This window comes from Paenalcaligenes sp. DL 309, assembly GCF_057475285.1.
Window position 1 is genome coordinate 75,889 of record NZ_JBYBKW010000002.1, and the last position, 22,478, is coordinate 98,366.

Consider the following 22,478-nt stretch of genomic DNA (forward strand, 5'->3'; position numbering starts at 1 on the left):
TTAATTAAATGCAAGGGCTTTAAAATCTGGCGGAGATGGAGGGATTCGAACCCTCGATGCGGTTTAAGCCGCATGCTCCCTTAGCAGGGGAGTACCTTCAACCTCTCGGCCACATCTCCGTGTAAAGAGAATACTATAGCATAGCTTTAATTCAAAAAGCTAGCCCTAGCCAAACTAAATTTTTTAGGGATTATTTGGCGTCTGATCCAGTTCAAACACGCGATGCAAAGTACGTACAGCGAGCTCCATGTATTTATCATCAATTACCACTGAAGTTTTGATTTCACTGGTGCTGATCATTTGGATATTAATGCCTTCTTCAGAGAGCGCACGGAACATTTTACTGGCCACACCCGCATGACTACGCATGCCAATGCCCACAATAGACACCTTACACACTTTGGAATCCGCCACGATTTCACCAGCTCCTACAGCGGGACCAATGGTGTTTTTTAATAGCTCTTCTGTGCGCTCCGCATCTGCACGACCCACCGTAAAGGAAAAATCTGTGGTGCCTTGTACAGAAAGGTTTTGCAAAATCATATCCACATCTATATTGGCCTCTGCAATAGGGCCTAAAATAGAGTACGCCACACCTGGGGTATCAGGTACCGCACGTAATGTGAATTTGGCCTCATCGCGGCTAAAAGCAATACCAGAAACAAGAGCAGCTTCCATTTTTGTATCTTCCTCGAAGGTAATAAGCGTGCCCGAAGAGTCTTCTTCGTCTATGGGCAAATCAGGATCAGTTAAAGACGATAAAACACGAACGGGAACTCGGTATTTACCAGCAAATTCCACCGAACGTATTTGTAAAATTTTAGAGCCTAAAGAGGCCAGCTCCAGCATTTCCTCAAAGGAAATTACCCCCATACGACGGGCTTCGGGCACCACGCGTGGATCAGTGGTATAAACCCCATCCACATCAGTAAAAATCAAACATTCATCGGCCTTTAGGGCCGCAGCCATGGCAACTGCTGAGGTGTCTGAACCACCACGTCCTAAGGTAGTGATATTACCGTTACTATCTATACCTTGGAATCCCGTTACGATCACCACACGACCTGCGTCTAAGTCAGCTTGTACGCGCTCGGGGTCTATTGATTTAATACGTGCACGAGTATGGGAGGAATCCGTTTGCACTGGCACTTGCCAGCCCGCATAGCTGCGCGCCTCTATACCTTGCTCAATTAACGCCATAGCGAGTAATGAACTACTTGCCTGCTCGCCCGTAGCTGCTAGCATGTCTTGCTCACGCGCATCCGGGTGGGCAGAAATCTCCGAGGCCAAGCCTAGCAAACGATTGGTTTCACCCGACATGGCGGATGGAACCACCACCACTTGGTGTCCTGCTTTGTGCCATTTGGCAACGCGGCGAGCCACATTTTTAATGCGCTCTACTGAGCCCATCGATGTGCCGCCATATTTCTGTACGATTATCGACATAAATTTTTAAGTAGTTGAAAAAGAGAGAAAAACACGGCCGCGCCTACAACACACATAAGCTTCACCATGTTTTATGCGCATTTGCCTATCAAAACCTAAGGCATGCAACTGCCGCATTTGGCGTAACATATCATGTAAACGAGCTTGGGTAGGCATTTTCAAGCCCTGCTGGGCTAACCAATAGCGTACCACTAGAGTTTGCCGTGCTGCACTAAGTTTTCGCCATAAAGCTAAATCAAAACTCTGATCTGTGCTGTTGAAATCCAGCGATGTCAACTCTTCAGCAGCAACTTCATCTAAAATCTCAGCTGCCTCTTGGCTTTGCTGAGCATGACGGCCTAAAATACGCTGCCATCCAGGCCAACGTTCATTTAAATGGGGTGTCAGGCGCTCACGTAAAGCCCCTCTGGTGTAATCATCTTGAAGATTAGTCGGATCCCATACGGGTTTCCAATCGGCCACCTGAGCAAACTGCTCAGCAACCGCGATTAAGTCAGCACGTGACACTTCCAATAAAGGGCGTAAATAATATATGCCTTCACGCTGCATACTAGGCAGCATGGCGCCCATACCAGTAGGCCCCGCACCACGTAGCAATCGTAACAATACCGTTTCCGCTTGATCGTCTTGATGATGACCTAAAAACACATGCTGTACGCCAGTAAACTCAGCCAGCTGCACAAAAGCCTGATAACGCGCATTACGCGCAGCAGACTCCATTCCATCACCACGAGTTAAATCCACATTTACACGTACTGTATGACAAGGCACCCCTAGACGCTCAGCCAAGTGATGCACATGTTGCACCCAGCCTTCAGCTCGCTGCTGTAAGCCATGATGCACATGAAATAAATGCAGGGTATGCTCTTGCTCTCGTGCCCATAAAGCAGCATGTAAAGCCAGCATGGCAGAGTCAACCCCGCCACTACACGCCACCGCAAACTGTGTGGCTGCTGTATCAGCAGTTAATTGACGCAACGCACCCATTATTTTTTTATTAACAATGGACTTAATAAGAGCAGTAGGGATAAAACGTGAGGCAGGATTAACTACGGGCTTCTTGATAGCGTCCATAAGACAACAATCGCTCTAAACGTTGTGCACGTAATTGATCTACAGATAAACCAGATACTTGGCGTAAGGAATCAGCCAACGCCCGACTTAGTTGACGCGCCATAGTGACAGGATCTCGGTGAGCACCCCCTACCGGCTCATTCACAATGCGGTCAATGAGCTCAAACCCTTTTAATCGATCTGCCGTAATCGCTAAGGCTTCAGCAGCGGTAGATGCCTTATCAGAACTACGCCATAAAATAGATGCACAGCCTTCAGGGGAAATCACTGCATAGGTAGCATACTGCAACATAAGCACCACATCACCCACAGCAATAGCTAAGGCTCCGCCCGAGCCACCTTCGCCAATAATAGTAGAGATAATAGGGACTTTTAACTCTGCCATGGCGTAAAGATTATGACCAATGGCCTCAGATTGGCCACGTTCTTCTGCACCTACACCCGGATAAGCACCGGGGGTATCAATAAAGGTAAACACCGGTAACTGGAACTTCTCAGCCAAGCGCATTAAGCGCAAGGCTTTACGGTAACCTTCTGGACGGGGCATACCAAAGTTACGCAAAGCTCGCTCTTTAGTGTCTCGCCCTTTTTGATGACCAATCACCATACAAGGAGTGCCATTAAAACGAGCCAGACCTCCTACAATAGCTTTATCATCCGCATACATTCGGTCGCCATGCAACTCATGAAAATCAGTGAAAATCTCACGTACATAGTCTAGGGTATAAGGGCGTTGGGGGTGGCGCGCTACTAGGGCAGTTTGCCAAGGCGTTAATTTAGAATAAATATTACGCGCCAAGGTCTGACTTTTTTGCTGTAGACGATTAACTTCTTCTGAAATATCCACAGCGGAGTCAGTTTGTACGAAGCGCAGCTCGTCTATTTTTTGTTCGAGTTCGGCAATGGGTTGCTCAAACTCTAAGAATGTATTTCGCATTAGTCTTAGCTCGTATTAAGGTTACGTAAAGTTTACAAAAGTATAGCGATATTTTTAGGATCAGGATTAAGCTCTACGCCACTGCGTGAGACCACCTGATTTATCTTCTAGCTCTACCCCTTGGGCACGTAATTGATCGCGGATAGCGTCTGCAGCGGCAAAGTCTCTGATATCTTTAGCTTGTTGACGTTGGTCAATAAGGACATCAATTTGTGCTTCAGTTAAGTGCGTTTCGCCTTGTACAGCGTCACGCAAATAGCGGGATGCTGAGCGTAGATACACGTGTGGATCCGTTTGCAGTAATCCTAACACACCACCTAAGGCCTTTAACTCAGCACTTAACTCGGCTGATTTTTCACGATTTGCTTGATTAGAAATCTCAAACAATACCGCTACCGCACCTGCTGTATTGAAATCATCATTCATGGCTTCGCGAAAACGCATGGCGTAATCGCTGTCCCAGTTAATCCCATCGTACTTAGCTGGAGTAATAGTAGCCAACGTTTGATAGAGACGATCTAAGGCTTGCTGGGCATCGAATAAATTATCTGGATTGTAATTCTGGGTACTACGATAGTGATTCCGCACAATGAAAAAACGTAGCATTTCGGCTTCACGCGGATTTACCTCGTAAGAAGCTTGCGTTTCATCAGCGGTTTGGGAGACGGTTTCTCGAATGGTGTGAAAATTACCTAAAGACTTCGACATTTTATCGTCATCTACCATTAAAGAGCCGCAATGCATCCAAACAGAAGCCATTTCACCGCCAAACGCGCCTTCAGACTGCGCTATTTCATTTTCATGGTGTGGAAACTTTAAGTCTGGCCCACCCCCATGTATATCTAGGGGCATACCTAATAAAGCATTAGACATGGCTGAACACTCAATATGCCAACCCGGCCGACCCAAACCATAAGGCGACTCCCACTTAGACTCTGCGGGCTCATCGTCTTTGGCGGCTTTCCAAAGTACAAAATCAAGCGGGTCACGTTTACCAGCCGATACAGCAACTCGTTGACCCGCACGCAAACCGTCTAAAGATTTACCGGATAATTTACCGTAATCGGGAAATTGGCGCACAGCATAATTCACATCGCCATCTTCGCCTTGATAGGCTAAATCTTTATCTTCAAGCAGCTTTATAATGCCAAGCATATCGCCTACGTGTTCAGTAGCGCGTGGCTCAAAATCCGGGGACTGTACGTTTAAGGCTTTTTCATCCGCATGCATAGCATCAATATAAAAAGACGTCACTTCTTTCATGGGCACGTTACGCTCTACCGCACGACGAATAATTTTATCGTCTATGTCTGTAATATTACGTACATACTTCACTTGATACCCCATGGTGCGCAGCCAGCGCTGTATGACATCAAAGCTCACCAGCATACGAGCATGACCCAAATGACAGAAGTCATACACCGTCATACCACACACATACATGCGGACTTTTCCTGGCTCAATAGGTTCAAAAAGAGCTTTGGTACGCGACAGAGAACTATAAATACGCAACATAAAGGGTTTATTCTGTAAATAAATGGCTAAAATAAGTAATTAGTAAGTATAACAAGGCTATACCTAGCTGTGTCGTCTATAATTTTATTGTAAGGATTGCTCGTGCAAAAACGAACTACCCCAGTTTATTGCTTTAGCATGCTGCTTTGCTTTTTTATGGTGCTATTTTATTTAGCTCCTGTGCAAGCACAAACACAAACTGCCCCCACTCGTGGCTGGCAACCTTTGATGAACGTGCTCGATGCCTTAACCCCAAAAATTGATACCTCTTTGGCTTTAACCCCTAAAGATATCACAGACCGTATTACTCAAATGCTAAATAACGGTCAAAACCAAGAGGCTTTAGAGGCTATTCAAAAACGCCTTCAAGAGCGGGAAGACAATGCCGAAATAAACGTAGACGTACAATTACTCTTTTTACAAGGCCGCGCCCAATCACAATTAGGGCTTTCTAATGACGCCATTGAGTCGTATAGGCAGCTTACGATTTTTTACCCTGAACTGCCCGAGCCTTGGAATAACTTGGCAGCAGAGTACATGCGTCAAAATAAACTCGGCTTAGCAAAAGAAGCTTTAAACATGGCCTTATTAGCTAATCCTAATTACAACCTCGCCCTAAAAAACCAAGGTGAATTACAATTAATGCTGGCGCACGAATCATTTAAAAAAGCCGGCGATGCTCAGCGCTCTCAAGATACGCAATACATCTTGCAACCCTAGTTTAATATAAGGAATCCTTTACATTCATGAATAATTTCACTATAAAACAAGCTTTGCGCTTACCGCGTACGCTTATTTTTCTGCTTACCTTTCTATTTACGCTGGCTACATTTATAGTTCCAAGCGCACAAGCAGCAAACTCATCCTCACAAGAAGGCATTACTATGAGCACAAATCCTCAAGTTTTATTACACACTAACAAAGGTGACATCACCTTAGAACTAGATGCTGAAAAAGCCCCTAAAACCGTAGAAAACTTTTTAAACTATGTAAATGCTGGATTTTATGATGGTACGATTTTTCATCGTGTGATTCCTAATTTCATGGTACAAGGCGGTGGTTTTGAGCCAGGCATGGCACAAAAAAACACCAATGACCCCGTTGAAAACGAGGCCAATAACGGTTTGAAAAATGATGCTTATACGGTAGCCATGGCTCGCACTAGCGACCCGCACTCTGCTACCGCGCAATTTTTCATTAACGTCGCCAATAACGACTTCCTTAATCACACGAACCCCACTCCTAACGGCTGGGGTTATGCTGTTTTCGGTAAAGTAGTGGAAGGCAAAGACGTGGTAGATAGCCTCAAAAGCGTTAAAACAGGTAGCAAAGGGTTCCACCAAGATGTGCCGGTGGAAGATTTAATTATCGAATCCGCCAGTGTTGTTGAGTAAATTACAACTGCACGGTGAAGTTTGGCTTGCTGCTGATATGCATTTGGGGCCACATAACCCCAAAACGGCTAACGCCTTTTATCAGTTTTTAACGCAAGCCAAACACAACGCCAAGGCCCTTATCTTATGTGGTGATATTTTCAATGCTTGGATAGGGTCCGATCTGGCTATAGATCCCCCCCCTTGGTTAGCGCTCGCCATTTATCACTTTAGAAATACCGCCTTAGATTTGCCTATTTACTTTATGCGCGGTAATAGAGATTTTTTATTAGATGCCCGTTTTGCACACTATGTGGGGGCGCATATGCTTGAGGATCAAATTCTTTTACAGACTGATCATCACCACATCGTACTCACTCATGGCGATGAGCTCTGCACAGATGATAAAAGCTATCAAGCCTTTAGACGTAAAGTACGCAATAAAAAAATACAGAAGCTTTTTTTAAAATTACCCATACTTTGGCGTCAACGCATTGCTGGAGGTTTACGCAAAAAAAGCGCAAATACTCAGAAAAATACAGTAAATTACGCCATTAGCGATGTGAACGAAAGCAGCTGCATTCAACTCTTGGAGCAGCATAAACAACGCGTTTTAGTTCATGGTCACACCCATAGGCCTGCCATCCATAGGATGCACAATGCTGCAGGCCATGCATTCAGCCGTATAGTGTTACCTGACTGGGAATACGATCACAGCGAGCCCACTCGTGCAGGCTGGCTCGCCTTAGAGGCAAATGGACATATAGCCTTACACCGCCTGCATCAGCCCACTCTTCGTTTCCAGCTAAAAAACCATAAATAATAATTACCTAAGTCTATACACTAATCTACACTAATCGTGGGACTCTTCCGCATAAGGCTCCGGTTCTATACGTTCGCGCTCAATAGTTACGCTGGCAATACGGCGATTTTCTAGCTCTTTGACAATAAACCTAAAGAGATAAGGCCCCCACTCTAATTCACAGCTATCATCAGGTTGCGGCAGAGCTCCAAAACGTTCAAGCAAGTACCCCGCTAAAGTGGAATACTCCTCGCTTTCATCCACTAAACCATCAATTTCTAAAATTTGCTCTAGGTGATGTAAATCTGCAGCACCGTCAACCAACCAGTGCGTCTCATCTAAGATAGCAATATCTGGAATCTCATCTTCATCAGGAAACTCACCCGCAATAGCTTCAAAAATATCTATAGGGGTGACCACGCCTTCAATGGCACCAAATTCATCGGTAACTAAAGCTAGCTGCCCTCGCGTTTCTTTAAATAACTCCATTAGCTGCAAAATACCTATGGACTCATGCACCACCACCGGTTCACGTAATTTACTGATATCAATGCGACTATGGGTAATTAAATCGGCAATCAGCTCTTTCGCTTGACCAATGCCTATCACCTCATCTAGGCTAGCGCGGCAAACAGGCAAATAACTATGCGGCTCTTGATCTATGTAAGCTTTGAGATCTTCCATAGAGTCTTCGATATTAATCCAAGTGACGTCATTACGCGGTGTCATGATAGAACGCACATTACGCTCTGATAAGGTGAGCACTCCGCTCACCATATTGCGCTCTTCAGCCCCAAAAACCAAACTAGGATCATGCGGCTGTAAGGCATCATTTTCTGTCGCCATTTCCATCTCTGTGATGGGACGTCTGCCTAATAGACGTAAAACTGTATCGGCGGTACGTTCCCGCATAGGTCTACGTGCTTCGGCTTTACGCTGATTTCTACGGGCAATGTGATTAAACGACTCTATGAGCACAGAGAAGGTAATAGCGGCGTATAAATACCCTTTAGGCACCTCATAGCCATAGCCTTCAGCCAATAATGAAAACCCAATCATGAGCAAAAAGCCCAAACAGAGAATAACCACGGTAGGATGCTTATTTACAAAACTAGTTAAGGGTTTAGAAGCCACGATCATTAAGGCCATCGCAATGGTGACGGCTATCATCATAATGGGCAGATGATTCACCATCCCTACCGCAGTAATTACCGCATCAATGGAGAACACCGCATCTAAAATAACAATTTGCGTAACAATAACCCAAAAACCCGCATACATACGGGAGCCTGAAGCATGCTGCACTCTTGGATCTAAGCGTTCATGTAACTCTAAGGTGCCTTTAAAAAGCAAAAATAAGCCCCCTATGATCAAAATCACATCTCGACCAGAGAAAGTATGCCCAAATAACGTAATCCAGGGCGCCGTTAGCGCAATCAGCCATGACATAACAGTCAATAAGCCTAAACGCATTAATAGCGCTAAACTCAAACCAATAACACGTGCTTTATCACGCTGATGCGGGGGTAGTTTATCGGCTAAAATTGCAATAAAAATTAAGTTATCAATGCCAAGAACTATTTCTAAAATAACTAGCGTTAATAACCCAGCCCAGGCTGTTGGGTCCGCAATCCACTCCATTTAAGGGGCTCCGTGTAAGACTGAAAATAAAAAAAGCCACCGTCCAAACAGTGGCCTAAAACATCTATGCTTGCAAATGCATAATCATTTGCGGAAATAACTTAGGAGTGGCTACTAAGATAGAGCCGGTCTCATACCAACTTTGCTCACCTTCAAAGTCACCCACCAAAGCACCTGCTTCAGTAGCAATTAAAGCCCCTGCAGCCATATCCCACGGTTTGAGGTTTGTAGCACAAAAACCATCCAAGCGGCCGGAGGCTACATACACCAAATCCAAAACAGTTGAACCCGTACGACGCACAGCGGCACACTCCGTCAGAAGACTCGTAAAAGAGGAAGTTGTGGTTAATGCACCACCTGAGCCACTTACATGAGCACCAATTAATGCGTCATGATAATTACGCTGCTCGGAAACTCGTATACGTCTATCGTCTAAAAACGCGCCATTACCGCGACTTGCAGTAAAAATCTCATTGGAAGTGGGGTCGTAAATAACCGCATGCGCAGCTTGCCCTCGGTGCAGTGCAGCAATAGATACGGCATAATGTGGAAAGCCATGAATGAAGTTGGTGGTGCCGTCTAGTGGATCAATTACCCATTGATACTCTACGCCCCCTTTAGCAACCTTCGCGGAATCGGGTTGGCGTTCTCCTGATTCTTCTCCTAAAAAAGCATGATCAGGGTAAGCATCGGCTAAAACTTCTATAATTGCTTCCTCAACGGCCTCATCCACTTCAGTAACGTAATCATTGTGGCCTTTGCGTGAAACTTGCACGCGCTCTAAATCGCGACTAGCGCGGGTGATAATGTCGCCAGCACGGCGTGCCGCTTTGATAGCGGTAAATAACATCGGGTGCATAAATTTCCGTAATTCTTAAAAAGAAGCCCTAAAATAACTTTGTTTATTATAAGGCTAACAACTGTTTAATATTCTATTATTCTAAATTTTCAAATCTCTACATAATGACTTCTAGCCAAAAAGAGCCTTTATTCAATCATATTCGTTTTATTATGGTTGAGCCTAGTCATCCGGGCAACGTGGGTGCGGCTGCCAGAGCCATCAAAACCATGGGCTTTAACCAGTTATATTTGGTTAAACCAAAATCAGCCACTATCATAACGCATGAAAACGCGATCGCCATGGCTAGTGGTGCCACCGATGTACTAACCAGCTCGGTCATAGTGGATAGTTTATCGCAGGCACTAGCTCCCGTCTCATTAGCTTTTGCGCTCACCTCACGCCCTCGGTATATTGGACCACCACCTAAAACCATACGTCAGAGTGCTGAAATTAGCGCTATGCATTTACATCAACATGCTACAGCACAAATTGCCATTGTATTAGGCACAGAGCGCACCGGCCTAGGAAATCACGACATAAATCAATGCCAATACACGTGTTACATACCGGCAAACCCAGATTACAGTTCGCTGAATGTAGCGCAAGCACTACAGCTAGCCGCTTGGGAAATGCGTCATGCCTTATTAGAAATTTTAGAGTTACAACCAGAGTTACGGACTCCCGGCAAGTTACAAGAACGCGATTTGCCGGCTTCACAAGCGCAAATACACGACTTTTTATTACACTGGGAGCGTGCTCTCATAGCGTTGGACTTTTTGGATCCAGCACACCCAAACAAACTGCTATTACGCATGCAGCAACTATTTACCCGTAATCAACTCACCCAAAATGAAGTGGCGATGTTACGGGGCGTATGCACTGCTATGCTGAAAACTGCAGCGAAAAATCACAGCTAAGGCTATAGTACTAAACTATGTTTAAACAATTACGCGAAGACATCGACTGCATTTACGAACGCGATCCTGCTGCCCGTAGCCGCTGGGAAATCCTCACCTGCTACCCTGGACTGCACGCTATTTTAGTACATCGTCTTGCCCATCGCTTCTGGAATAGCGGTTTTTTATGGCTAGCTCGCTTTATTTCTCATGTGAGCCGCATTTTTACCGGTATAGAAATTCATCCTGGCGCTAAAATAGGAAAACGTGTGTTTTTCGACCATGGCACCGGAATTGTGATTGGTGAAACGGCCGAGGTAGGTGATGATTGCACCATCTACCAAGGGGTTACCTTAGGCGGTACTAGTTTATATAAAGGTGAAAAGCGACACCCAACTCTTGAGGAAGGTGTGGTAGTAGGCGCTGGCGCCCAAATCTTAGGTGGGTTTACTATAGGTGCTCATGCCAAGATAGGCTCTAATGCGGTGGTGGTTAAGCCTGTGCCTGCCCAAGCTACTGCCATTGGCAATACAGCGCGCATTATTACCCAAGAAGATAAAGAAAGTGCTAAAAAAGCGGCGTCCAATAAAGCCACTGCTGCAGCCATTTCCTCTTGTCAAGCTGCCAGCACAGCTAAACCTTTAGATGAATTGCTAGAACGCAGCGCCCAATTAATGCAGGGGCAGAAATCCCCCCATAAGCCTACCGATACCCCTACTGATCAAGACGCTTTTACCGCTTATGCGGTAGACAGCACGAATAATGACCCATTAGTGCAAGTGATTAATGAGCTCATTAACCACTCTGCTCAACAAGAGCAGCGTATCAATAAGCTTTGTCATGCCCTAGAAGAATTAGGTCAACGAGTAGAAAACGGTCAACAACCTTTAGATGTTGATCGTCTTAATAAAATGATGGAGTAAGAAAAATGACTGCCACTAAAACCGATAGTAGCGCTGGCCCTAGAACCTTGCGACGTGGTCTACATATCTTGCAAACATTACTGGATCATGATGACAGCGGTCTCAGTGTTACCGAGCTATCTAGACTCACGGGGCTGCAACGCCCCACTATATATCGGTTACTTGCTGCGCTTACTGAGTGTAATTTTGTAGAGGCAGTAGGAAAAACTCGCCGTTATGCTGCTACTAGACAACACAACAGCCATTCGGAAAACGAGCACCATTTAGTTGAAATTGCCAAACCTTTTATGCGTGAGCTGGCATTTAAAGTGGGTGATGCTGTTTTTTTAGTGATTAGGGAGAATAACAATGCCCTTACCCTTTGGCGTGAAATTGGCCCCTACCCGGTACAAATCTTAGGCACTTACTCAAATAAACGTCAACCTCTAGGGGTAGGCTCTGCGGGTTTAGCTTTATTGGCAAAATTAGACGACCACACCGTAGATCAAATTATAGAAGCAAATAGTGACGTCTTAAATCAATATGGTGGTATGACCCAACGTGAAATGCGCCAACTCATTGCAAACACCAGAACACGTGGATACTCGGTAGTAGGTAATTACACGGTGCGAGGTGCCTTAGGCGTAGGCAGCGCTTTATGTAGCAGCCAAGGCTACCCCTTACTAGCACTCAGTGTGACAGCCATTACAGAACGTATGCCAGCCCGTCGACAAAAAGAAATTGCCCGTCTGATTAACGAAACTCTTGAAAAGATTGCGGAAAAAATTTAACCGTTACAAACAAAAATAAAAAGCGCTATCAGTGGTAAAAACTGATAGCGCTTATGTAATCGATTATTATTTTCTTATCTTAATCACTTTCTTCGCTCTTTTTTATGCGGCTTCTTGTGTCCCTTTAGTGTCTTGTAGCACTGCACGCACAGGAATAGGATGCTGTAAGCCCGCATGTTCTAGACTTTGTAATACGGTACGGTTTAATTCAAAATGCAAAGCCCAGTAATCTTCTACTTTGGCCCATAGACGTAAGTTAATAGTCACTGTGCTATCTTTGTAACCACTTACAAACACATTGGGCGCTGGGTCTTGCAACACTTGCTCGTGATTAATGGCAAGCTCTTTTAACACTTCAATGGCTTTATCTAAATTATCCCCATAGCGCACACCCACCGCTATATCCATACGACGCGTTGCATTACGGCTGTAATTAATAATTTGGCTACCCCAAATTAAACTGTTTGGTAAATAAAAATTAACACCATCTGTTTGCACCATACGGGTCAAAAACAAACCCACCTCATCGACGGTACCATCGCCTTTACCTACAATAGCTACGTATTCGCCGGCTCGTATAGGACGTAAAATAAGTAGCATAATGCCAGAGGCAATATTTTGTAAGGTATTTTGTAAAGCTAAGCCAATGGCTAAACCTGCCGCACCCAGTAGGGCAATAATACTGGCCGTCTGCACCCCAAAACGAGCTAACACTGCAATTAATACAAATACGCGTATAGCCCAAACTACTACGGTTTGTGCGATGGGTACAATGGTAATATCAATATGAGTAGAGCGCTGTGCCATTTTACGCACTGAACGTCCGGCCACATTAGAAGCCCACCAGCCCACCACTAAAATAATAATCGCTAACAAAATATTCATGCCTATTTCTTGTAACCAAGGCATACCTATAACTACTTTCGTAGAAAGATCTTCCATCATCGTCTCCAAGTTAAAATATAAATACTCCACATGATAACGATTTTCACATCGGTTCGCAGCTACATTGAAATTTGTTAACCTTATTTAATGAACTACTAAAGCATGCAAAGGGCTCCCGTTTATATGTCAGACTCCACACCTACTCTCTATCCTTTATCTATACTAGACTTAGCTCCAATTATTCAGGGCAGCACGCCCACAGAATCCTTTGAAAACACAATAGAATTAGCGCAACAAACAGATAAAGCACATTTCACTCGTTATTGGTTAGCAGAGCATCACGGCATGGTAGGTATAGCCAGTGCGGCCACTTCTATACTAATAGCACACGTGGCTCACCACACTAACCGTATACGTGTGGGTGCCGGCGGTATAATGTTACCTAATCACTCACCCTTAGTGATCGCTGAACAATTCGGTACACTTGCCTCTTTGTTTCCTGATCGTATTGATTTGGGCGTAGGTCGAGCCCCCGGCTCAGACCAACGCACGGCGCGAGCTTTACGTCGTAATCTACAAACTGATCCCAATGAATTTCCAAATGATGTGTTGGAGTTACTGGATTATATGTCTGATGAGCCACAGCAAGCGGTGCCAGCGGTGCCAGGCCGAGGCACCAAGGTACCCGTATGGATCTTGGGCTCTAGTTTATTTGGTGCACAACTTGCCGCTATGCTGGGTTTACCTTATGCTTTTGCTTCGCATTTTGCCCCGGCTCAAATGATGGATGCGATTGCCGTATATAAAACACACTTCAAACCATCTCAATACCTGAGTAAACCGTATGTGATGTTGGGGTTTAATGTGTTTGCCGCTGAAACGGATGAAAAAGCCCATTATTTGGCTTCTTCATGGCAACAATCTTTTGTGAGTCTACGTCAAGGTAAGCCTATACAACTTCCTCCCCCAGTGGCCAATTATATAGAACGCAGTGGTGCCGCCGGCCAAGCTGTCATGGATCACGCATTAAACTGTGCAGCCATCGGATCTTTAGAAAGCATTACCGAACAAACTCAAGCCTTCATTGATAAAACCGGTGCCGATGAGCTGATGGTAACGTGCAATATGTATGATCAACGCGCCCGCTTACAATCTTATGACATTTTAGCTCAAGCCCATAAAAACCTACGCTCTGCAGCTCCCTCTTTTTAATATTTATGATGAATAAATCCGATCTGTCTGGTCACACCCCTATGATGCGCCAATACTTGGGCTTAAAGGCTCAAGCACCTAATTATTTATTGTTTTACCGCATGGGTGATTTTTATGAATTGTTTTATGAAGACGCAGAGCGCGGTGCACGCCTTCTTAATTTAACCTTAACCAAACGGGGCAATTCCAACGGCATACCTATTCCCATGGCGGGCGTACCTTTTCATTCCTTGGAGGGGTATTTAGCTCGTTTAGTGGCCTTGGGAGAATCGATTGCTATTTGTGAGCAAATTGGCGATCCAGCCACAAGTAAAGGGCCGGTTGAGCGCCAAATTGTGCGTATAGTCACGCCAGGTACTCTGACAGATGACGCACTACTACCTGCCAAAGCAGACCGACTTATAGTCGCCGTTTGCACAAGCGGCAAATCTCATGAGCAAACCGTGGGTATCGCTTGGATGAACGTAGCTAGTGGAGAATTCAAAGTTTACGAATGTGAGAAACAGTTACTAGATACGCAGCTTAGCCGCCTACAACCTGTAGAGCTTTTATACGCAGAACAAAACCCCATCAACTACCCAGACGCCCAAAGCCGCGTGGCACTCCCTGATTGGCATTTTGCTGCTGATAATGCGCTCCAGGTCTTACAAGAACACTTCAAAGTGGATGGCTTAGCGGGTTTTGGTCTGGATGCGCTACCGCGGGCTGCTTATGCGGCAGGAGCATTATTACGTTATGTAAAACACACACAATCACAAAATCTGCTGCATATTCAAAGCATACAGGTAGAACAATTAGGTGAATTTGTAGTGTTAGATAATGTAAGCCGCAAAAATCTGGAAATCACCGAAACCATTAGCGGTGAAAGTAAACCCACGCTATTTAGCCTTTTAGACCAATGCGCCACCCCTATGGGTTCTCGTTTATTAAGACGCTGGTTACATCAGCCCTTGCGTCAAAACGCCCCCATTTTAGCGCGTCAAGCCATAGTTCAACTCTTTACTGCAACCAACTCTAGCGCTTTAGATTCCCTACACCATAGCCTAAGTCAGTATCCAGACTTAGAGCGTATTGCAACTCGTATTGCGCTCGCATCCGTACGACCGCGTGAATTGGCAAGTTTAAGAGATGCCATAAGTGCCCTACCTGCCTTACAAAAACAACTTATAGACATAGCACCCTCGGTTGCCTCTACCGATCTAGATCTGCCAGCCGCCTTAACCCAATTATTGCAAAAAGCCATTGCGCCTGAGCCGGCTTTACTAATACGTGATGGAGGCGTAATAGCGGATGGCTATGATGCGGAGCTAGATGAGTTGCGCTCCTTAGCCAACGATAGCGGAGCATTTTTAGTAGCTTTAGAAGCACGTGAGCGCGAACGCACAGGGATTAATACGTTAAAAGTAGAATATAACCGTGTACACGGTTTTTTTATTGAGGTCAGCAGAGCACAATCTGAAAATGTGCCCACTGAATACCGACGCCGCCAAACCTTAAAAAATGCCGAACGCTTTATTACGCCTGAGCTTAAGGAGTGGGAAGATAAAATCCTTTCGGCTAAAGAGCGTAGTCTAAATCGAGAAAAATACCTTTTTGATGAGTTATTAACACAATTACTGGCTTTTGCTCCTACTATTTCTGTGGCTGCGGCGGCGCTGGCACAAATTGATGCCTTATTGAATTTTGCACGTCATGCATTAGAAAACCACTGGGTAGCTCCTGTTTTAAGTGATAAAGCCGAAGTGCGTATTACTGCCGGTAGACACCCTGTGGTAGAGCACAGCATTGAACATTTTACGGCCAATAGCAGTCAGCTTCATGCGGATAGACGGCTTTTAATGATTACTGGGCCCAATATGGGCGGTAAATCTACTTATATGCGGCAAACGGCGTTGATCGCCTTATTGGCACGCACAGGGAGTTTTGTACCCGCAGAGCAGGCCGTGGTGGGGCCCATAGATCGTATATTCACGCGCATTGGCGCAGCCGATGATCTAGCAGGTGGGCGCTCCACCTTTATGATGGAGATGACCGAAGCCGCTGCCATTTTATCCGCAGCCACTCCAAACAGCCTCGTCTTAATGGATGAAATTGGCCGCGGCACCTCAACCTATGATGGCTTATCTTTGGCTTGGGCCATTGCCTTGCGCCTATTACAACATAATCAAAGCTTAACGCTGTTTGCCACGCATTACTTTGAGCTCACGCGCTTAGCTAACGAGCAAGCTGCTGCCGTTAATGTACACTTGGCGGCCGCTAAAACAGAGGATGGTATTGCTTTTTTGCATGAAGTACGTGAAGGGCCAGCTAGCCGCAGTTACGGTATTCAAGTTGCACAGCGTGCAGGCATTCCTGCCTCGGTAATACACAATGCAGAAATGGAGTTACAACGCTTAGAACAACTACACACGCAAAACACCCCGCAATTAGATTTATTTGCTCAACCTCAAGCAGCGACTGAGCCTACTGCTGCACCATTAAGCCGTGAACAGAGCCTAGCTTTAGATTTACAACAATGCCTAATAGAAACCGATCTAGACGATCTAAGCCCTAGAGCTGCCTTAGATTTACTATATAGTTGGCATAAAAAATACTTACCTTAATGTAAAAAAAATCCTGCTCAGCGAATAAACTGAGCAGGATTTTATTTTCTATACAAAACGACTATATATTAATGGGGCATATGTGTAGAAAGCACTTCTATAATACGACCCGCTGTGGGTGTAGTTAAGACCTGACCTGTTGCGTCAAGCACTTGAACAATAGAAGAGTTAACGCCTTGAGCATTCACCCGTATGCGCAAATCTTGGGCTTCTGCCGTATTACGCGCCCGGAACAAGCGGCCAATAATATTAGGCTGCTCAATTTTCTCGCCGGAATCCGCATCTAAATAGCGAATGTAATACTCTCCCGTGCTGCGATCTCTATCCTCAACGGAGAAACCAGCCGAGTCTATGCCCACACCCACACGACGCCATGCTCTATCAAAGCCTTCATTTAAAATTAACTGGGGCTGATTGGCATCACTATGCACTTCAATGAGCGCCGGTGCATCTGAGGCTTCGGCTTGAGCTACTTTAGCCTGAGCTTGTTCTAGGTCAGTACCTAAAAACACCATCAGGCGTGCTAGCATAACCGCATTTAGACCTTGATCTTCTTCACCATGCACCCATTTAAAGGCCGCGCCATCTTGAGTCGGTGTTTCGTACATATGCTGATGACTAATGAAGATTTCTGTTTTACCATCTACTCGCTCTAAACGAGTGCGAAAACGCTCTCGCTCCCCACTATCAAAAACCTGATCTACAAAACTACTTAATAGAGATCGAATCCAGCTATCAGGTATTTTGGCACGATTTTCAGCCCAGTCAGTCAACACAACCCCAGTGCTTGGGTTGTCTGTATGGATAGTAAAACCTTGATTATTCCAAAACTCTAAAATATGGGGATAAATTTGTTCTGCTGGCTTATCGACGACTAACCAACGTAAATCACCATCACGCTCAACCTGAATACCGTCTTGAGTGGGTAAAATATGAGAAGAACGATCACCCACCATAGGTTGTTGGGCTTGGCCTTCCGCATAATCACTATACGTTAGCCCACCCGCTGTAGCAGGCGGAGCCTTAAAACGTACATTCGTATTCGCTTGAGTTAAATCAGGAGGAATGCTTAGCGGATCTCCGGTTACGGTGCTTTTATAGTCCACACTTTCTTCTGTACCCATAAACTGATTTAAGGCGGAGCAACCACCTAGCAGCATCAAGCTTAACCCGGTTACCGTTAACCATCCTAATGGTTTAAGAGTGAATTTCATGCGATTAGTCCCAAGCTTTGTAATGTTTGACGCAAGGCTGCGTGATGTTCTGAGCTTAGCGGCGTCATGGGTAAGCGGTAACCCAGCTGGGTAAGCCCCATTTCTGCCACTGCCCATTTCACAGGGATAGGGTTGGCTTCTACAAACAGCATTTTATTTATATCAACGAGTTGTGCATTCACTTTACGTACTGTAGGAATATCTCCATCTAAAGCCGCTTGGCAAAGCTGCTTCATGAGACGTGGTGCCACGTTAGCCGTTACGGAAATATTACCTTTACCGCCCATTAAAATAAGGGCAGCTGCGGTGGGGTCATCACCACTGAGCACCACGAAATCTTCTGGCTTATCACGCAATAGATGGCCTAATCGACCAATATCACCGGTAGCATCTTTCACGCCAATAATGCCGGGTATTTGTGCAAGACGTAAAATAGTGCTGTTATCCATATCAGCCACCGTACGCCCTGGAACATTATAAAGCAATGTAGGTAAATCTACCGTTTCGATGATTTTCTTAAAATGCTGATACAAGCCTTCTTGCGTAGGCTTGTTGTAATAAGGCGTAACAGATAGACCGGCCTGAGCACCCACATCGCGGGCATGCTGGGCCAACTGTATGGCTTCAGCGGTGGAGTTGCCACCTACCCCAGCAATTAAAGGAATACGACCTTTGGCATGCTCTGCAGCCACTTGGATTAAATCAGCATGATCATCCATATCAACGGTGGGGGATTCCCCTGTGGTACCCACGACCACCAACGCATCGGTGCCTTCGTCTATATGCCAGTCGATAAGTTTTCGATAAGCGTCAAAATCTAGGCTTCCATCAGGAAACATTGGTGTAATGAGGGCAACCATGCTGCCTTGGAAAATAGGGGTTGCAGTATCAGAACTAGCCATAATAGATAAAGTCTCCTGAATATAAACAATAGTTAAGCATCAGTTTAACGGATTAATAACCAAACCGGCTAGAATCAGAGGAAAAAGCGCATAATAGCGTTACCGAAACTGATCAAGGGTGCCAAGATAGTCCATAAAGTACCGGTAAACATTAGTACTATAAGTATCACCATGCCATAAGGCTCTATACGCGCATAGTGATTAGCATAAGGTTGGGGCAATAAACTATAGACAATACGCCCCCCATCTAAAGGCGGCAAAGGAACTAAGTTCAAGGCCATAAGAACCAGATTAACCTGCACTCCAGCTATAGCCATTTTACCCCAAAAGCTATGTATATCAGCCCCTAAAGTGACAGCAAAACGCAACGCCAATACCCAAAGTATGCCCATGAGTAAATTAGAGGCAGGGCCTGCTAATGCCACCCATAAAATATCTTTTTTAGGATTACGTAATCTAGACCAAGTAATGGGTACGGGCTTAGCCCAGCCAAACAATAACCCCGCCCCCCCTAAGAGCTTGGTACTAATCAATAAGAACAAAGGTACAGCTATAGTCCCTATAGGATCAATATGTCGAGCCGGATTTAAACTAATTCGGCCCGCTTGCTCAGCGGTATGATCACCAAAATAACGCGCCACATAACCGTGCGCTGCTTCGTGTAGCGTAATACCAAATAAAACGGGGATGGCATAGACCGCGAGTGTTTGAATAAAACTTTCCATCAGAACTCAATAAGTAAGATACGGCCTAATGCCATAATAAATGCTTAATCTAAACCTAATTTTTGTGGGTCACCTAAACCTCTACGTATGAGCTCAGGCGTTGCGCCGCTAAGATCAATCACCGTAGTAAAATCAGCCGGGCACGCTCCACCATCAATAACCGCAGCTAACTGATGCTGATAGCGCTCAAAAATTGCCTCTGCATCATTTAAGGCCATGTCTTCACCCTCTGGTATTAAGGTAGTAGACAATAGTGGTGAACCCACCGCATCAATAAGACCAGAAATCACTGGATTTTCGGGAACGCGAATACCGATGGTTTTACGCGAAGGATGCGATACACGTCGCGGTATCTCTTTGGTGGCTTCTAAAATAAAAGTCCAAGGCCCAGGAGTCGCTAATTTCAATAATCGATATTGACTGTTATCTACTCGAGCAAAATGACTAATTTCTGCCAAATCTCTACAAAGCAACGTTAAATTATGGCGTTCATCTAAGCCGCGTAATTTGCGTAAGTTTTCTGCAGCAGCTCTATCATCTAAGCGAGCTACCACGGCATAACTGGAATCCGTAGGTACAGCAACTAAGCCGCCTTTAGCTAGCAATTCAGCGGCTTGTGTCAATAAACGAGTTTGGGGATTTTTAGGGTGAACCTCAAACATCTGAGCCATAATGTCTCCTTTGTGAAGCGGTTTTACGTAAGTCTTACTTAGTATAAGCTTAGCAAAAACAAAGAGTGTGCATTATTTTTATTTATATGCTATAGTATCATCTTTACATACACAGCTACTTAAAAAAATCTGTGAATCATGTAAAAAAACAGTGGTGGCCGTAGCTCAGTTGGTAGAGTCCCGGATTGTGATTCCGGTTGTCGCGGGTTCGAGCCCCGTCGGCCACCCCAAAATATTAAAAAGCCCGTATCTTTATACGGGCTTTTTTTGTGATCGTAGTCAAGGTCAATTCTGGCCTAATCGCGGCCATGGGCCGCTTCCTGCGGGGGAGTATAATACGATGGGTTTAATATCGGATTCTGGCCCGGTTTGGGAGGATGCGCCGGTGGGTTTTAATTGGTGTGCACAAGATGAAAATGGCGACTGGTATTGGTATAGTGTAGAGCCTGAACCAAGCATAGGTGGCGGCGTATGGCGATCAAACTCCAGACACCAACAGTTTGCCTGCCATGCTCCAGCCAATCCAAACTGGATTCACAGCCTGCGTTTACGCCCTTAAAAATGACACATCTCCCTAAAGACCTCTATCTTTTTATCGTCGATTTTTGGCCACATATAGCCTTAATCCTAAGCTTATTGATCAGTATCCCCACGGCTATACATGCCGCTATGACCAAACAAGAGGTGCGTGCTGCTATAGGTTGGGTAGGCGTGATTTTTCTTTCGCCTTTTATGGGATCTGCCCTCTATTTTATTGTGGGCATCAATAAAATACGCAAAACACAAATCACTGAGCTGCGTGATCAAAGTATCAAAGAATACAGCAGTAAAAACTCACCGCCCCTAGCTCAGCTGGACGATTCTTTCACCCCGCAACTTAGTTCACTGCAAGCTTTGGGGGATCGTATCAGTCATTTTCAGCTACGAGATGGCAATCATATAAAACTCTTAGCAGGTGGCGATGCTGCCTACCCCGCTATGCTAGCAGCTATTGAAAAAGCGGAACACTCTATAGCTTTGCAAAGCTATATTTTTGATAGTGACCGTATTGGTCAGCAGTTTGCGGATGCCCTTATTCGTGCTAAAAAACGAGGGGTGCAAATTCGTGTCCTCATCGACTCCATTGGGGCCAAGTATTCTCACCCTCCTATTCATCGATTTTTACGTAAACAAGGCATTATATGCGCCTTATTTATGTCCACCTCTTTTTTACCGTTGAGCTTTATACGTCGTCCTTACACGAATTTGCGTAGTCACCGTAAAATGCTGATTGTGGATGGTCATCTTGCGTTTGCAGGTGGTATGAATATTCGAGAAAGTTTTTACAGTAAATACAGTAACAATAACCCGGCTCAAGACACACACTTTAGTTTTGAAGGTCCGGTAGTATTGCAATTGATGTCTACCTTTGCCCATGACTGGGAATTCACCACCAAAGAAAACTTAAGTTATGATTTTTGGTGTGCTTGCGTCTGGGATGTGCCTGCACCTCAAGTGCCAGCGCGCTGCATACGCTCAGGCCCTGATCGCTTTTTAGCCAGCAACCACTCTATGCTGCAAGGAGCTTTTGCTACGGCAAATAAACACATACGTATTCAATCCCCTTATTTCCTACCCGATCAAGTGTTAATGGGCGCTATTAACACCGCCGCTATGCGCGGGGTGCGCGTAGATATTGTTATTCCTAAACACAATAACTTAGTCTTAGTTAGCCGTGCGATGATGGCACAAATGGATGAAGTTATTGCCGCAGGCTGTAATGTATGGCTTAATACAGGCCCTTTTAATCACTCCAAGCTCATTACCATTGATGGTCAATGGAGTTACGTAGGCTCTTCCAACTTAGACCCCCGCAGTCTGCGCTTAAACTTTGAGTTGGATGTAGAGATTTATTGCCATGATATGGCCAAACAAATCGAAGACCTCATCGACGCCCCCATTAAAACCGCCGAACTTCTAACCCTAGACACGTTGAAAAAACTGCCCTTTAAGCAGCGTTTGGTAAATAGAGTGATCTGGCTCGCCAGTCCTTATTTGTAATTACTAAT

The 22,478-nt window shown here is 45.1% G+C and carries 21 protein-coding genes and 2 tRNA genes; 11 read left to right on the forward strand and 12 right to left on the reverse strand.

The window, feature by feature from the left end:
• Positions 1-27: 27 nt before the first annotated feature.
• The 5 genes from AC2UZJ_RS03060 to cysS all read right to left on the reverse strand — a co-directional run bounded on the left by AC2UZJ_RS03060 (position 28) and on the right by cysS (position 4,972).
• Positions 28-119: transfer RNA gene (locus AC2UZJ_RS03060), tRNA-Ser, on the reverse strand.
• Positions 120-183: 64 nt separating this feature from the next.
• Positions 184-1,446 (reverse strand): aspartate kinase, encoded by a 1,263-nt coding sequence (locus tag AC2UZJ_RS03065; protein ID WP_486948659.1) that lies wholly within the window; start codon positions 1,444-1,446, stop codon positions 184-186.
• 6 nt (positions 1,447-1,452) lie between these two features.
• Entirely contained in the window at positions 1,453-2,520 is a 1,068-nt protein-coding gene (gene tilS, locus AC2UZJ_RS03070; RefSeq protein ID WP_486948660.1) for a tRNA lysidine(34) synthetase TilS, read from the reverse strand.
• Positions 2,492-3,457, reverse strand: coding sequence for an acetyl-CoA carboxylase carboxyltransferase subunit alpha (locus AC2UZJ_RS03075; protein WP_486948661.1), 966 nt, complete (start codon positions 3,455-3,457; stop codon positions 2,492-2,494). Before AC2UZJ_RS03075 ends, tilS begins: the two co-directional genes overlap by 29 nt.
• Before the next feature lie 66 nt (positions 3,458-3,523).
• Entirely contained in the window at positions 3,524-4,972 is a 1,449-nt protein-coding gene (cysS, locus tag AC2UZJ_RS03080) for a cysteine--tRNA ligase (protein ID WP_486948662.1), read from the reverse strand.
• Between the two features lie 102 nt (positions 4,973-5,074).
• Here cysS and AC2UZJ_RS03085 point away from each other — a divergent pair, with 102 nt between their 5' ends.
• From AC2UZJ_RS03085 to AC2UZJ_RS03095, 3 genes are all read left to right on the forward strand, one after another.
• The gene (locus AC2UZJ_RS03085; RefSeq protein ID WP_486948663.1) at positions 5,075-5,692 is read left to right on the forward strand and encodes a tetratricopeptide repeat protein; all 618 of its coding nucleotides are present in this window, start codon (positions 5,075-5,077) and stop codon (positions 5,690-5,692) included.
• Positions 5,693-5,856: 164 nt separating this feature from the next.
• Positions 5,857-6,366 (forward strand): peptidylprolyl isomerase, encoded by a 510-nt coding sequence (locus AC2UZJ_RS03090; RefSeq protein WP_486948948.1) that lies wholly within the window; start codon positions 5,857-5,859, stop codon positions 6,364-6,366.
• Complete coding sequence (locus AC2UZJ_RS03095) at positions 6,359-7,168, forward strand: UDP-2,3-diacylglucosamine diphosphatase (protein WP_486948664.1); 810 nt, start codon at positions 6,359-6,361, stop codon at positions 7,166-7,168. Before AC2UZJ_RS03090 ends, AC2UZJ_RS03095 begins: the two co-directional genes overlap by 8 nt.
• A 30-nt stretch (positions 7,169-7,198) precedes the next feature.
• Here the strand turns inward: AC2UZJ_RS03095 and AC2UZJ_RS03100 are convergent, their stop codons facing one another.
• Both AC2UZJ_RS03100 and AC2UZJ_RS03105 read right to left on the reverse strand, forming a co-directional pair.
• Positions 7,199-8,788, reverse strand: coding sequence for a TerC family protein (locus tag AC2UZJ_RS03100; RefSeq protein ID WP_486948665.1), 1,590 nt, complete (start codon positions 8,786-8,788; stop codon positions 7,199-7,201).
• 64 nt (positions 8,789-8,852) lie between these two features.
• On the reverse strand, positions 8,853-9,647 hold the full coding sequence (locus tag AC2UZJ_RS03105; protein ID WP_486948666.1) for an inositol monophosphatase family protein: 795 nt from the start codon (positions 9,645-9,647) through the stop codon (positions 8,853-8,855).
• A 104-nt stretch (positions 9,648-9,751) separates the two neighbouring features.
• On the opposite strand from AC2UZJ_RS03105, the gene AC2UZJ_RS03110 reads away from it, so the two are divergent.
• From AC2UZJ_RS03110 to AC2UZJ_RS03120, 3 genes are read left to right on the forward strand one after another with little or no spacing between them, the layout of a single operon-like run.
• Entirely contained in the window at positions 9,752-10,546 is a 795-nt protein-coding gene (locus AC2UZJ_RS03110; protein WP_486948667.1) for an RNA methyltransferase, read from the forward strand.
• 17 nt (positions 10,547-10,563) lie between these two features.
• Complete coding sequence (cysE, locus tag AC2UZJ_RS03115; protein WP_486948668.1) at positions 10,564-11,448, forward strand: serine O-acetyltransferase; 885 nt, start codon at positions 10,564-10,566, stop codon at positions 11,446-11,448.
• Positions 11,449-11,453: 5 nt separating this feature from the next.
• Positions 11,454-12,218, forward strand: coding sequence for an IclR family transcriptional regulator (locus AC2UZJ_RS03120; protein WP_486948669.1), 765 nt, complete (start codon positions 11,454-11,456; stop codon positions 12,216-12,218).
• Positions 12,219-12,320: 102 nt separating this feature from the next.
• On the opposite strand, the gene AC2UZJ_RS03125 is transcribed toward AC2UZJ_RS03120, so the two are convergent.
• The gene (locus tag AC2UZJ_RS03125; RefSeq protein ID WP_486948949.1) at positions 12,321-13,160 is read right to left on the reverse strand and encodes a mechanosensitive ion channel family protein; all 840 of its coding nucleotides are present in this window, start codon (positions 13,158-13,160) and stop codon (positions 12,321-12,323) included.
• Between the two features lie 126 nt (positions 13,161-13,286).
• On the opposite strand from AC2UZJ_RS03125, the gene AC2UZJ_RS03130 reads away from it, so the two are divergent.
• Entirely contained in the window at positions 13,287-14,315 is a 1,029-nt protein-coding gene (locus tag AC2UZJ_RS03130; RefSeq protein ID WP_486948670.1) for an LLM class flavin-dependent oxidoreductase, read from the forward strand.
• 8 nt (positions 14,316-14,323) lie between these two features.
• Complete coding sequence (gene mutS, locus AC2UZJ_RS03135; protein ID WP_486948950.1) at positions 14,324-16,918, forward strand: DNA mismatch repair protein MutS; 2,595 nt, start codon at positions 14,324-14,326, stop codon at positions 16,916-16,918.
• 68 nt (positions 16,919-16,986) lie between these two features.
• On the opposite strand, the gene bamC is transcribed toward mutS, so the two are convergent.
• The 4 genes from bamC to AC2UZJ_RS03155 form a co-directional block, all read right to left on the reverse strand.
• Complete coding sequence (gene bamC, locus AC2UZJ_RS03140; RefSeq protein ID WP_486948671.1) at positions 16,987-18,132, reverse strand: NlpB/DapX family lipoprotein; 1,146 nt, start codon at positions 18,130-18,132, stop codon at positions 16,987-16,989.
• On the reverse strand, positions 18,129-19,034 hold the full coding sequence (dapA, locus tag AC2UZJ_RS03145) for a 4-hydroxy-tetrahydrodipicolinate synthase (RefSeq protein WP_486948672.1): 906 nt from the start codon (positions 19,032-19,034) through the stop codon (positions 18,129-18,131). Before dapA ends, bamC begins: the two co-directional genes overlap by 4 nt.
• A gap of 74 nt (positions 19,035-19,108) precedes the next feature.
• Positions 19,109-19,759, reverse strand: coding sequence for a site-2 protease family protein (locus AC2UZJ_RS03150; RefSeq protein ID WP_486948673.1), 651 nt, complete (start codon positions 19,757-19,759; stop codon positions 19,109-19,111).
• A 44-nt stretch (positions 19,760-19,803) separates the two neighbouring features.
• Entirely contained in the window at positions 19,804-20,430 is a 627-nt protein-coding gene (locus AC2UZJ_RS03155) for an L-threonylcarbamoyladenylate synthase (RefSeq protein WP_486948674.1), read from the reverse strand.
• Positions 20,431-20,584: 154 nt separating this feature from the next.
• On the opposite strand from AC2UZJ_RS03155, the gene AC2UZJ_RS03160 reads away from it, so the two are divergent.
• From AC2UZJ_RS03160 to AC2UZJ_RS03170, 3 genes are all read left to right on the forward strand, one after another.
• A tRNA-His gene (locus tag AC2UZJ_RS03160) sits at positions 20,585-20,660 on the forward strand.
• A gap of 110 nt (positions 20,661-20,770) precedes the next feature.
• Positions 20,771-20,989, forward strand: a complete 219-nt coding sequence (locus AC2UZJ_RS03165; RefSeq protein ID WP_486948675.1) for a hypothetical protein — start codon at positions 20,771-20,773, stop codon at positions 20,987-20,989.
• 2 nt (positions 20,990-20,991) lie between these two features.
• On the forward strand, positions 20,992-22,470 hold the full coding sequence (locus AC2UZJ_RS03170; protein WP_486948676.1) for a phospholipase D-like domain-containing protein: 1,479 nt from the start codon (positions 20,992-20,994) through the stop codon (positions 22,468-22,470).
• The last annotated feature ends 8 nt before the right edge of the window (positions 22,471-22,478 follow it).